This window comes from Candidatus Photobacterium acropomis (genome assembly GCF_030685555.1).
GTDB classification, from domain to species: domain Bacteria; phylum Pseudomonadota; class Gammaproteobacteria; order Enterobacterales; family Vibrionaceae; genus Photobacterium; species Photobacterium lucens.
In genome coordinates, this window is record NZ_CP131608.1 from 851389 (window position 1) to 863775 (window position 12387).

General features: G+C 40.4%; 12 protein-coding genes. 7 read left to right on the forward strand and 5 right to left on the reverse strand.

The features are described 5' to 3' along the window. Positions 1-35: 35 nt before the first annotated feature. Complete coding sequence (locus Q7657_RS03800) at positions 36-587, reverse strand: helix-turn-helix domain-containing protein (protein ID WP_107165669.1); 552 nt, start codon at positions 585-587, stop codon at positions 36-38. A gap of 126 nt (positions 588-713) precedes the next feature. On the opposite strand from Q7657_RS03800, the gene Q7657_RS03805 reads away from it, so the two are divergent. The 5 genes from Q7657_RS03805 to Q7657_RS03825 all read left to right on the forward strand — a co-directional run bounded on the left by Q7657_RS03805 (position 714) and on the right by Q7657_RS03825 (position 5877). Beyond that, positions 714-1913, forward strand: a complete 1200-nt coding sequence (locus Q7657_RS03805) for a benzoate/H(+) symporter BenE family transporter (RefSeq protein WP_107165670.1) — start codon at positions 714-716, stop codon at positions 1911-1913. 257 nt (positions 1914-2170) lie between these two features. After that, positions 2171-3763, forward strand: a complete 1593-nt coding sequence (locus Q7657_RS03810; protein WP_107165671.1) for a BCCT family transporter — start codon at positions 2171-2173, stop codon at positions 3761-3763. Positions 3764-3965: 202 nt separating this feature from the next. Next, positions 3966-4175 carry a KTSC domain-containing protein gene (locus Q7657_RS03815; protein WP_107165672.1) on the forward strand — a complete coding sequence of 70 codons (210 nt, stop codon included), beginning with the start codon at positions 3966-3968 and terminating at the stop codon, positions 4173-4175. Positions 4176-4341: 166 nt separating this feature from the next. Next, positions 4342-5334 (forward strand): RelA/SpoT domain-containing protein, encoded by a 993-nt coding sequence (locus tag Q7657_RS03820; protein ID WP_107165673.1) that lies wholly within the window; start codon positions 4342-4344, stop codon positions 5332-5334. A 123-nt stretch (positions 5335-5457) separates the two neighbouring features. Next, on the forward strand, positions 5458-5877 hold the full coding sequence (locus tag Q7657_RS03825) for a PACE efflux transporter (RefSeq protein ID WP_053988936.1): 420 nt from the start codon (positions 5458-5460) through the stop codon (positions 5875-5877). Positions 5878-5937: 60 nt separating this feature from the next. On the opposite strand, the gene Q7657_RS03830 is transcribed toward Q7657_RS03825, so the two are convergent. The 4 genes from Q7657_RS03830 to Q7657_RS03845 all read right to left on the reverse strand — a co-directional run bounded on the left by Q7657_RS03830 (position 5938) and on the right by Q7657_RS03845 (position 10841). Next, the gene (locus tag Q7657_RS03830) at positions 5938-7971 is read right to left on the reverse strand and encodes an acetoacetate--CoA ligase (RefSeq protein ID WP_107165916.1); all 2034 of its coding nucleotides are present in this window, start codon (positions 7969-7971) and stop codon (positions 5938-5940) included. Between the two features lie 22 nt (positions 7972-7993). After that, positions 7994-8623, reverse strand: a complete 630-nt coding sequence (maiA, locus tag Q7657_RS03835) for a maleylacetoacetate isomerase (RefSeq protein ID WP_107165674.1) — start codon at positions 8621-8623, stop codon at positions 7994-7996. Positions 8624-8685: 62 nt separating this feature from the next. Next, entirely contained in the window at positions 8686-9678 is a 993-nt protein-coding gene (locus Q7657_RS03840) for a fumarylacetoacetate hydrolase family protein (RefSeq protein ID WP_107165675.1), read from the reverse strand. A 17-nt stretch (positions 9679-9695) separates the two neighbouring features. Beyond that, complete coding sequence (locus Q7657_RS03845; RefSeq protein WP_107165676.1) at positions 9696-10841, reverse strand: homogentisate 1,2-dioxygenase; 1146 nt, start codon at positions 10839-10841, stop codon at positions 9696-9698. Positions 10842-11201: 360 nt separating this feature from the next. Here Q7657_RS03845 and phhA point away from each other — a divergent pair, with 360 nt between their 5' ends. Further along, positions 11202-12032: a phenylalanine 4-monooxygenase gene (gene phhA / locus Q7657_RS03850; RefSeq protein WP_107165677.1), complete on the forward strand. Its 831-nt coding sequence runs from the start codon at positions 11202-11204 to the stop codon at positions 12030-12032. After that, entirely contained in the window at positions 12016-12357 is a 342-nt protein-coding gene (locus Q7657_RS03855; protein WP_107165678.1) for a 4a-hydroxytetrahydrobiopterin dehydratase, read from the forward strand. Before phhA ends, Q7657_RS03855 begins: the two co-directional genes overlap by 17 nt. Positions 12358-12387: the final 30 nt, after the last annotated feature.

Here is a 12387-nt window from a genome sequence, read left to right on the forward strand (position 1 = left end):
TGAGCGGATATGCTCACTCTCTTTTTATCTGGGTGCTATTCGTTTGCATGCATTGCTGTTGAGTAAGAAACGATATTATGGAATATAACCGTTTCAGTTACTGCGCGATAATTATGTGGTTTATCCGCCTCAAAACGGATGGTTTCACCCTTAGATAAATAGTGCCATTCGCCATCGACTTGAACGCCTAATTCCCCATCAATGACAACAGAATGTTCAATGGTTCCAACTTTGTGCGGTGATGAGCATTGGGTATGAAAACGGGTTAGCGTGATTTCAAACATCTCAAAGTTTACCGTGGGATCATAAGCTATTAGCGTTTTGACATGTATATCGATATCGGCAGGAAATATTTTCCCGTCGGTATCATTAAGATCGCTAAAAAAGGCAGTAAACGAAGAATTTAAACCACTGGATATTTTCCATAGCGTTGCAACGGTAGGGCTCGACTCTTTACGCTCTATTTGACCTAGCATGGCTTTTGATACGCCAGTCAGCTTTGATGCTGCATCTAGACTCAGTTTTTGTTTTTCACGTAATGCTTTTAAATGCTTTGATATTCGAGCTTTAAAAATGTCTTCGTTCATTATTTTTCCTGTTGTGCGCTATAACGCACGATGCTAAGGTTCTGTCTGTGCGCTATAACGTACAAATAAAGCTGTCTGTAATGTGCGCTATAACGCACATATTAGCATTGTTCTAAGGAGTAGAGAATGAGCAAACTGCGATTTAATTGGAGTCACATATCAGCAGGGGCAATAGCTGTTTTAGTGGCATACACGTCATCTGTGATTTTGGTAATTCATGCTTTAACAGAAATGGGATTAACTCAGGGACAGATAAATAGTTGGTTGTTTGCGTTGGGTTTGATCATGGGAATAACTACCATCATTTATTCTTTCTATTTTAAAGTGCCAGTATTAACAGCATGGTCGACGCCTGGTGCAGCTTTTCTTATTACTGCAGTAGGAGGTTATAGCGCAACTGATGTGGTTGGTGCATTTGTAGTTTGTGGTTTATTGATCTTTATTACAGGGTTAATTCGTCCGTTATCGTTAGCACTACAACGTATTCCGTCGCCAATAACCTCTGCATTATTGTGTGGGGTAATACTACCGATTTGTTTAAGTGGATTTACCCAACTAAATACACATCCAATGATGTTTTTGCTGTTGTTTACTGTTTATATAGTCGCGAAGCGGTTTATACCTCGTTATTCTATGCTGCTGACTCTATTGGTTTCAGTCGGCATTGCGCTCTACTTCAATACCCTAAATACCGCATCAATGCATTTGGCTATGCCAAGGTTTTATTGGTTAACACCGAGCTTTGATATTGAATCAATCATCAATATCGCCATTCCTTTATATCTCATCACAATGCTGTCACAAAATATGGCAGGATTTGCTGTTATTCAAAATTTTCAATTTTCTGCCCCTGTGCGCCCAGTACTTTTAGGTACAGGTCTAATCAATATGATTGCGTCATCATGTGGGATATTTACACTTAATCTTGCTGCAATTACCGCTGCTATTTGTATGAATGAAGATATTGATGGCAAACACTGTGATCGCTACAAAGCTACTATCTGTGCTGGTGGGGTTTACATGCTGGTTGGTGTGTGGGCATCAGTTGTGGTGGCAGTTTTCTTATCTTTACCTGAAGGGTTGGTGGATATTTTAGCTGGACTTGCTCTGTTAACGACATTAATCAATTGTTTTTACAATGCGTTTAATAAAGATGAATATCGAGAGCCAGCAATGCTGACTTTTCTCATTACCTTATCAGGCATGCACTTATTTGGGATTAGCGCTGCAATATGGGGGGTATTTGTTGGGCTAGGTTATTTTAAATTTATGTCCGGAAAAACAATGAGGTTTAATTTAGCTATAGCAAGAAAACGAAATAGCTAATATTTAGTCATTCATTCACCTTTGTCGATTTTTGCAAATACCCTAACGCATTTTTACAAACTATCGTTTTCTATAAATTAGCCAAATGTTTAGTTCGATAAATAATAAATACCTAGGTTATGTAATTTTTATGTAAGTAATGACCATAAAAAGCTTGTTTTGTTTGTTGTTTGTACTCTTGGTTGTTATGGTTGCGCTCAAATATTGTTTAGTGGTCTAAATAATATTATTGGATTTACATAACAAGGTAGGTTTTTTTGAATACTTCGACGGAAAAAGTAAGTAGTAAATACAGTATAGAAACGACTGATTATCAAGTTGGACAAGATAATATCCAACGTTGGGGTTTTGACATCCATAAACCCGTATTTGGTATTAGTGCATTATTAATTCTGATCTTTATTGCTGTGATGTTGATTGTTGATCCTCAGACAGCAAAAACAACATTAAATAATATGCGAAATGGCATTCTTGAACAGTTCGATAGCTACTTCATGTGGATGATGAATATGCTCTTTGTGTTCTGTGTGCTGTTAATGGTTTCGCCATTAGGCAAGATTCGTATTGGTGGCAAAGATGCCGAACCTGAGCACTCAACCATTTCATGGAGTGCCATGTTATTTGCAGCAGGTCTTGCAAGTGGTGTGATGTTCTTTGGTGTTGCAGAGCCAGCAGCACTGTATACCGATTGGTATGGTACACCTTTTAATGCTATTGGTTATTCACAAGAAGCGAGACAATTAGCGATTGCCACGAGCTTTTTCCACTGGGGTATTACAGGTTGGTCTGTTTACGGTATCGCTGCACTGGCTTTAGCATTTTTTGCTTATAACAAAAATTTACCGCTTTCTATCCGTTCATTATTGTTCCCAATTTTTGGTGATAGAGTGTGGGGGTGGTTAGGCAACGTTGTTGATATTCTTGCTGTGGTTTCTACCTTATTTGGTCTTGTTGCATCGCTTGGTTTAGGTGCGCAACAGGCGGTAAGTGGTATTAACTATGTATTTGGTACGCATGGCGAGCTAGGTATGCAGTTTGGTATCATTGCAGGTGTCACATCTGTGGCGATTTTCTCAGTCGTTCGCGGTATTGAAGGTGGCGTTAAGCTATTGAGTAACATCAATATCTTTTTTGTTGTTGGTTTACTTATTCTTGTGGCAGCACTAAATATCGAAACTGTTATTCATGTATTACCACAAGGCGTTATGGATTATGCAAAAAACTTTGTTGCGCTAAGTAATCCAATTGGTCGAACTGATACTACTTTCCTTCATGGCTGGACAATTTTCTACTGGGCTTGGTGGATTTCATTTACTCCGTTCGTTGGTATCTTCATTGCTCGTATATCAAAAGGGCGCACTGTTCGTCAGTTTGTTTTCTCTGTACTCGTTATTCCAACCTGCGTCATTATTTGTTGGTTCTCAGTCTTTGGTGGTATTGCTGTAGAGCAACTTGCTAATAAAGTGGGTCAACTAGGCATGAACGGTTTACAAGATATCTCATTAACCTTGTTCTACGTTTACGATGCAATGCCAATGAGCATGTTTCTTTCTGTGCTATCGATTGTCTTGATTTTGGTGTTCTTTGTAACATCATCAGATTCCGCATCACTGGTTATTGATAGTATTACCGCTGGTGGTAAATTGGATGCGCCTGTGCCTCAACGTATCTTCTGGGCAACTATTGAAGGTGTTATTGCTGCTATTTTACTTTGGGTCGGTGGTTCACAAGCATTAGAGGCCTTGCAGTCAGGGGTTGTTATTACGGCATTACCGTTTAGCTTTATTTTGCTGTTTACCTGTGTGAGCCTAATTAAAGGCTTGAACAGTGAGCGACACTTGTATCGATAAGCAAAGCTAAAATAACGAAATAGAATGAAGCCGGCTGATTTGTCGGCTTTTTGTTTTTAACATCAATTCCAACAAATAATACAAAGTGATCGACCCCTTAAATTTAAAATAATAACGTTATTTAGTTTGTCTTCTACTGGCGTAAATCAACGCCTTTTTGCAAACTGAGATCAGTAATAGAGAAGTGAATGGAGTCACTGTAATGATTAATTGGATCACCGTAGAATCGAGTTCAATTCGTAAAATAGGTCACAATGAGGCTAACAACGAGCTTTATGTCGATTTAGGGCAGCGCCAACCGTATTGCGTCTTTTCTGACGTTTCCAAATATGCTTTTTATCATTTTGCTTCAGCGGAATCGGTAGAAGAGCATCTTAATAGCCATATCAAGCTAGTCTATAACCAAGTGTAATGAATCAAGTTATGCGCTTATTTTCATGACGCTATCGTATCTTAAAATTGCATTTTTCGGCTTAAATACTGATTGATTAATAAGTCAAGCCAGCCTATTTTTGACTGTAATATAGCGTAATCGACGATGGGAATTACGCTTATTACATAACATTATGGTAGGCAAAATGTCAGTAGCAGAACTCACCGAAGAGCGCTTTTTAAAAGCAAATCGTATTAGCCAAGAAGAGTGGCAAGCCAGCGCTATTGATTGGCAAACACTTCATCAAATTGGTTTGAACCATGAAGCGAATATCGAACAATTAAAAGAAACCGCAGAAATGTACGCACGTATTATTCAACGATGCCAACAGGTACATTCTGTTCGCTGGCGGGTAAAAGATCCGCAGCACTTAATGGAAAAGATTGTTCGCAAAACCCAGCCAAATACGCCTACTTTTAAAGAAAAATACATTGGGATCAATGAGACCAACTACGACAGTATTGTTACCGATTTAATTGGTGTACGTGCGCTACATTTGTTTAAAGAAGATTGCTTACCTATTCACGATTATCTGTGCCAAGAGTGGAAAAACGCAGAAGCGCCGATTTATTACGTTCGTAGTGGGGATGATAAAGTCTTTGCGGATTTACCTAATGATGTTGTCGTTAAAGTGCATCCAGCGGGTTATCGTTCGCTGCATTATGTGTTTGGATCACAGCCATTAAACCGTGTGGTATATACCGAAGTACAAGTGCGAACCATTTTTGAAGAAGGTTGGACTGAAATTGACCATAAAATTCGATACCCAAACTTCTCTCATAATGAACAAGTATGCTCGTTTTTATTAATATTTAATCGGTTGGCAGGTTCTGCTGATGAGATGGGATCATTCGTAAAACAGCTAGTCGGTGAGCTTGAACATCATCAAGATGCAATCGATGAGATCACTAAAAAGAGCGAAGAAAATGCGCAAGAAGTGGCAAATTTGTTCAAATTACTAGAACAAAATGAGTCTAAACAACAAGGCTCTCAAGAACTTATTAATAAACTACGTGAGCAAGTAGAGCAGCTTCAAGCTGAGAAAAATGCGCTGCATCATGCGGCAAAACACCATGCGATGAATACACTAAGTTTGAACGCTAAAGCAAAATGTAAAGCGTCTGAGTTAATGAAATAACCACATAACTATCCGTTTTTCGGATAGTATCTAGCTTGTTAGGCATGGAAATTTGCTTATAATCTTTGTATTCCTTTTAGGTATTTATAAAATATAAGAAAAGTTGTACTGAGGTTGTTTGTGATGAGAACACGTTTTGATCGTATTCGTCATGCCGTTTGTTTTGAAATTATTGGATTAGTGCTGTTAGTTGGTGTGTTGAGTCAATTCGGCTATGATTCTGGTCATGTTGGAGCAATCGGTATTGCGTTTTCCTTTTTAGCTACAGGTTGGAACTACCTTTATAACCATTGGTTTGATCGCTTTATGGCTCGTCGTTATAACACCTTAAATAAAACGACAGTGCAGCGTATTGTGCATAGCATTGGTTTTGAAGCAGGTTTATTGATTGTAACGATTCCAATTTTATCTTGGTTCTTGAAAGTTTCACTATGGGAAGCTTTCCTACTTGATATCGGTATGGTGATTTTCTACTTGATCTACGCTTATGTTTATAACCTTGCGTACGATAAGATTTTCCCTGTACCAGAAGTGGCACACTAATTGGCGGTGCTACTAAAAAAGCCCTCAAGATTAACGTCTTGGGGGCTTTTTTGTTTTTTTTCATTCCAACTCCTTCCTATTTCTATATTCTTCCAAGCTCTCAGGGTTAGCGATAGCGCTGGTATTCACCACATGTCGCTGGTGGATCACATCTCGTACTGCTTTTTCTGCAATTTTGCCTGATTTGGTTCTGGGTATCGCATTTACTTGCAGGATCTTTGCTGGCACATGGTGGGGGGAGCATTGCGTTCGCAGTTGAGTCTTGATCCTGTTTATTAAGCTATCGGTTAAATGAAGATTCAGTTGTAGTTGAACAAATAAAACAATGCGTACATCGTTTTGGTATTGTTGAGCGACAACCACTGAATCGACGACTTCATCAAATGGATTAACTTGGCGATAGATTTCAGCAGTGCCGATGCGTATGCCTCCGGGATTAAGAATTGAATCGGAACGTCCGTAAAAGGTTAATCCGCCATGGTGAGAAATACTCACATAATCACCGTGGTGCCAAGTGTTAGGGTAGGTATTCCAATAAGCGTTGAAGTATTTCTCGCCGTTTGGATCTTGGCTAAATGCGATGGGTTCATTCGGGAAGCTATTGCAGCAAACAAGCTCGCCACATTGATCCGTTATGGCTTCACCTTCCGTGTTATACACTTGCACATCCATGGCTAAGGCTTTGACTTGGCATTCACCTCGCCATACTGCACCAATAGGGTTACCAATGGCAAAACAGCCACAAATATCCGTGCCGCCAGAAATAGACGATAGCTGCACGTCTTGTTTGATATTTTGATACACATAATCAAATTGCTCGGGCGCTAAAACGGAACCTGTCGAGCAAATCACGTCAAGTTGAGTGAGTTTATATTCTTGGCGTGGTGATAGGGATTGCTTTTCAATGGTTTCTAAGTATTTAGCGGAAGTGCCAAAGAGTCGCAAATGCTCTTTATCAGCCAGTTGCCACAGTTGATTGGGTTGCGGATGAAGTGGCGAGCCGTCGTATAAAATCAAGGTTGCACCAGAAGCGAGTCCACTGATAAGCCAGTTCCACATCATCCAGCCACAAGTGGTGAAATAGAATATCCGATCTTTGGGTTTGATATTGCAGTGTAATTGATGCTCTTTGAGATGGTTAAGTAAGGTGCCACCGACAGAATGAATAATGCATTTTGGTTTACCCGTTGTGCCTGATGAATAAAGAATATAAAGCGGATGATTAAATGCTGTTGGGGTAAAACTGAGGTGAGGTGTTTCAACAATATCTTCCATTTCCGCCCAAGCGCTAAGACTAACTGCTTCGGGGAGTGGCGTTGAATTGAGTAGTAACTGGCTGATTGGCTGAGTATTTAAATAAGGAAACACAATCAGTTTTTTCACATTATGAAGTGCAGGTAAAGCTTGAGCTAATGCTGTGATGCTTGATATGTGTTTGCCGTTATAAATATAACCGTCAGTGGTGAAGATGATCTTTGGCTGAGTTTGGCTAAAGCGTTCTATCACGCTTTCTGTACCGAAATCGGGCGAGGTCGATGTCCAAATTGCACCGAGCGATGTTGCAGCCAGCATGGCAATCACGGTTTGTGGAATATTGGGCATATAGGCGGCAATCACATCACCTTTTTGTATCCCTTGTTGTTGCAGGTAATGGGCGACAATCGCCACTTGCTCATACAGTTGTTGCCATGATAATCGCTGTTGCGCTTGTAGGTGATTTGTATCACTAAAGCTCTGCTCGTTGTAGAACACCAGTGCATCTTGTCTGGCTAATGCTTTGCTATGGACTAATAGATTTTCTGCAAAGTTAAGCTGTGCCTTGGGAAACCAACGGCGATCTTTATTTGGAATAGGACTATTTGGCGGGCAATAGGAAATGGGTTTACCTTGCTCGCCAATCACATGACAAAATTGCCATAGTTGATGCCAGAACTCATCACTGTGTTTAACTGACCAACGATGAAGCTGAGTGTAATCATGAAACAAACGGTTTTGCTGCTCGCTGATCTGCACCATAAATTGATATAGCAAACTGGTTTGAATGCGCTCTCGATTAGGTTCCCAAAGGCATTGGTTATAATCATCGTTTGTCATCATGGCTTCTCCGTTTTAATTATTAGCTTTCAGGTGCCGCTTTTCTAAACGGTTCAAGTTGTTCGCAATGGTGATAGATAGCTGCAATAGTGGGAAAAGGGTTAAGGTTAAATTCAAAGCGTTTGGCGTTATACACTTGTGGTATTAAACAAACATCGGCAAGGGTTGGGTGTGTGCCAAAACAAAAGCGTTCGGTGTAAGGGCTTTGTTGTAGTTGTTGCTCTAATGCGGTGAATCCTTGGTGTAACCAATGGTGATACCAGTGTGTTTTTTGCGCTGAAGTACAATCAAATTGTTGTTCTAGCTCTTTGAGCACTCGTAAATTGTTGAGAGGGTGGATATCACAAGCAATGGCAAGCGCAAAAGCTCGGCATTGTGCTCGCTTAATTAGGTTACGTGGTAACAAGTAAGGGCTAGGGTAGCATTCATCAAGGTATTCAATGATAGCTAACGATTGATGCAATAAGGTTTGATGTTGTAGCAGCGTAGGTACTAAGCCTGATGGATTAATAGCATGGTATTCGCTGCTGTATTGCTCGTTATTGAGTAAAGAGACAGGCACACAAGCGTAGTCTAACTGCTTTAGGTTTAAAGCAATGCGTACCCGGTAGGATGCGGATGAGCGAAAATAGTCATATAAGGTGAATGCCATCGCAGCTCTCTTTATGTTCTAAATAGTTGTGTTTTGATGGTGCTTTTATTGAGCTCAGTCAGTTAATGTTTTTGCTTTTGAAAAGGGATCACAGTTTGCTCTATAGCACCGAAAATAGAGTGGTCGTGCTCATCAAACATTTCTATTTTTACTGTGTCGCCATATAGCATAAATGGTGTGCTTGGTTTGCCGTTTGCTATGATCTCCTGCATCCGTTTTTCAGCAATACAGCATGAACCTGATTGACGATCTTGGTTAGAAACAGTGCCTGATCCTATGATGGTACCCGCACTTAATTCACGGCTTTTGGCGGCATGATGGATCAGTTGGGCAAAATCAAACGTCATATCTACGCCAGCATCAGGATTACCAAACAGTTGTTGATTTAAATGCACGTTGAGCCTGTTATTGACTTTGTTTTCACGCCACATATCACCCAGTTCATCTGGGGTAATAGCGACAGGAGAAAAGGCGGAGGCGGGTTTAGATTGAAAGAAACCAAAACCTTTTGCTAGCTCGTCAGGGATCAAGTTACGCAGTGATACATCGTTAACCAGCATGATTAATTTAATATGTTGAGCTGCATCTTTAACGCTGGTTGCCATGGGTACATCATTGGTAATGATGGCAATTTCAGCTTCGAAATCTACCCCCCAATCGACATCTTCAATTTCTATGGGTTGTTCTGGTCCGAGAAATTTATCAGACATACCTTGGTACATTAGTGGATCTTGCCAAAAGCTTTTGGGCATTTCAGCGCCACGGGCTTTTCGGACTAACTCAACGTGATTTACATAAGCACTGCCATCCGCCCATTGGTATGCACGAGGCAAAGGGGAAGTGCAGTGCTGAGGTTGAAAAACAAAGCGATACTCCAATGCTTTTTTGTTCAGCGCATAGTAGAGATCTTGCAAGATAGGTTCGACGTTATCCCAGTTATCTAAAGCATATTGTAGGGTTGGGGCAATATGATGAGCAGAGGTTGCCCACTTCAAATCCTTTGAGACCACAATCAACTTTCCATCACGACCGGGTTTTAACGAAGCAAGTTTCATTGTTGATCTCCTAGCTGTTATTCATTGTGATTGTTGTTCGTTGTGTCTCGCCATGAATGGACATAATCATGGACTTCAACCTTATCAATGTTAGACCCAATATCGAGAGGGTTACGGCTGTCAATCATAACTGCGACTTCATCAGTAAAGGCTTTTGGCTTTTGTTGACTATTTTTCAATGCCTTAGGATGAGGACCATGAGGAAAGCCACAAGGATGAAAAGTGATCATGCCGGGTTTGATGTTATCTCGGCTAAAAAAATCACCGTGATGGTAAAAAATGACTTCATCGTAATCATTATTACTATGAAAGAACGGTACTTTTAATGCATGAGGATCGCTTTCTGTTGGGCGAGGAACAAAAGTACAAACAACAAAGTTATTAGCCGTAAAGGTTGTATGTGCCGACGGGGGAAGATGATAACGATGGCTCATTAACGGGCGAATATCACGCCAATTGAGCTTTAGTACGGTAACCGTTCCTTTCCAACCAATGGCATCTAACGGATTAAATGGGTAGTCGATAACGTTAATGTGATTACGGGCTTTGAGCAGTAATTGCCAAGGTTCTTCCGTTTGTTGGGCTTTAAATGCAGCATTGATTTTGGGGTATTCCAATATCGCAGGATCGTAAATCGCATGTTCACCCACAATGCCTCTATCGACATTACGATAGCTGTTATTGGTCGCTTCTATCATTAGCAGGCTAACATGGCTGGTGGTTTCAATACGCCACGATGTTGAACGAGGGATAACAATATAATCGCCCTCACTAAAACTAAGATGACCAAAGTCGCAATAGAAATCCCCTTTACCTTGGTGAATAAACAGCAATTCATCACCATCACCATTTCGAACAAGATGATCCATGTGCTTGGATGTTTGCCACAAACGCAGTTTAAGATCGGCATTAGAAAGCAGTAATGGTGCATCCCACGGCGTATTACCTGATTGAGGTAACGCTAAGGCATCAAAGGCTCTCGGTTTATGATTGCCTTGCCATGAAAGCCAACCTGTCGGTGGATGTTGATGGTACATGTGAGTTGCTGGGCCGTAGAAACCTTCACGACCGCATTCACGCTCAAAACTGTCGTGAGGTAAGTCGCAATGCGCTTGTTTACTTGATAGCCCTTCAATAATTGGGAGCTGAAACCATTTATGCATTCCTTGCCTCATTAATTACTGTTGCTATAGCTTAAATGTGGTTGAAAGCAGGAAAATCGCAACGTTAATAACAAGATGAATATTTAAAACTGTTCATGGAGCTTTACAGTTATCCGTAAATTCGTGGCGGATGTCAGCAATAGTAGGCATTGAATCGGTATTTTTAGTCATATTTGATGGCTGAGAGTGGGGATCACTTCTAATCTATAGATATACCCAAGTGACTTAAATAATACGGTTCTGTGTCGCTACAATCGGAATGAATAGGAAAACCATCGCTAGATTTCCAAGATCGTTGGGTATAAATAATAATAAAAATAAAAGTGTCAGTTGGAGGTGAGTGTATAGACGGAGGCTATTATGCATAATCAAAGTAGTGATCCCCGAAGTACGCATCACTATGTTTCTAAGCCTGTGAATAAAAACGGGACGATAGATTGGAGTGATGAAGAGAATGCGATTTGGCATCATCTTGTTACACGTCAGCTTGAATGTATTCAGGGCAAGGCATGTGACGAATATCTTGCGGGATTATCTGAATTAAATTTACCCCATGATTATATTCCTCAGTTACAGGAAATTAATCGGGTATTGCTTGATGCGACAGGTTGGCAATGCGTTGCTGTACCTGCGTTGATCAGCTTTGATCGTTTCTTTTCCCTGTTATCTCGTAAACAATTTCCTGTAGCCACCTTTATTCGTACCCGAGCGGATATCGATTACTTGCAAGAGCCGGATTTCTTTCATGAAATTTTTGGACACTGCGCAATGTTAACCAATCCATATTTTGCACAATTTACCCATTTTTATGGAAAATTAGGGGTCAAAGCGACACCTGAAGAGCGTGTGTATCTTGCTAGGCTATACTGGTTTACGGTTGAATTTGGTTTGCTTAATCAAAACGGTAAATATCAAATTTATGGCGGTGGGATTTTATCTTCGCCACAAGAAACTGTTTATGCTGCAACGAGTAAGATCCCACAACGGGTGGCATTTGATCCGGTTGAGGTGATGCGAACGCCTTACCGGATTGATATTTTGCAGCCAAAGTATTTTGTATTGCAAAACATGGAGCAACTTTACCAAGTAACGAACCAAGATATTTTTGCGTTAGTGTCTGAAGCACAGCGTAGAGGATTAAGAGCGCCCATGTTTGAGAACAAGGAAATAGTGAATGACGAGTTTAGATAAGTTGAAATGTGAAGCCTGCCATTCTGGTTCACCAGCGTTAAGTGATAAGGCATTAGCAGAGCACATGGCATCACTACCTGAATGGCAAGTAGTTAGTCCGAATGGCATTAACCGTATCACACGTGTTTTTAAATTTAGTAACTATAAAAAGGCGTGGGATTTTAGTAATAAGATTTCTGAACTTGCAGAAGAGGAATTTCATCATCCCACTATTGTTTTAGAGTGGGGGAAAGTCACAGTAACGTGGTGGACCCATGATATTAACGGCATTCATTTGAATGATGTTATTTGTGCAATGAATACAGAAAAACTGTACGGAAATTAAAATTAGCACTTTATTGCTTTGTCATCGTGC

What these genes read in the sequence shown, in the direction of transcription:
- Q7657_RS03800 (WP_107165669.1), bottom strand. Translation starts at nt 587, where the DNA reads ATGAACGAAGACATTTTTAAAGCTCGAATATCAAAGCATTTAAAAGCA.
- Q7657_RS03805 (WP_107165670.1), top strand. Translation starts at nt 714, where the DNA reads ATGAGCAAACTGCGATTTAATTGGAGTCACATATCAGCAGGGGCAATA.
- Q7657_RS03815 (WP_107165672.1), top strand. Translation starts at nt 3,966, where the DNA reads ATGATTAATTGGATCACCGTAGAATCGAGTTCAATTCGTAAAATAGGT.
- Q7657_RS03820 (WP_107165673.1), top strand. Translation starts at nt 4,342, where the DNA reads ATGTCAGTAGCAGAACTCACCGAAGAGCGCTTTTTAAAAGCAAATCGT.
- Q7657_RS03825 (WP_053988936.1), top strand. Translation starts at nt 5,458, where the DNA reads ATGAGAACACGTTTTGATCGTATTCGTCATGCCGTTTGTTTTGAAATT.
- Q7657_RS03830 (WP_107165916.1), bottom strand. Translation starts at nt 7,971, where the DNA reads ATGACAAACGATGATTATAACCAATGCCTTTGGGAACCTAATCGAGAG.
- maiA (WP_107165674.1), bottom strand. Translation starts at nt 8,623, where the DNA reads ATGGCATTCACCTTATATGACTATTTTCGCTCATCCGCATCCTACCGG.
- Q7657_RS03840 (WP_107165675.1), bottom strand. Translation starts at nt 9,678, where the DNA reads ATGAAACTTGCTTCGTTAAAACCCGGTCGTGATGGAAAGTTGATTGTG.
- Q7657_RS03845 (WP_107165676.1), bottom strand. Translation starts at nt 10,841, where the DNA reads ATGCATAAATGGTTTCAGCTCCCAATTATTGAAGGGCTATCAAGTAAA.
- phhA (WP_107165677.1), top strand. Translation starts at nt 11,202, where the DNA reads ATGCATAATCAAAGTAGTGATCCCCGAAGTACGCATCACTATGTTTCT.
- Q7657_RS03855 (WP_107165678.1), top strand. Translation starts at nt 12,016, where the DNA reads ATGACGAGTTTAGATAAGTTGAAATGTGAAGCCTGCCATTCTGGTTCA.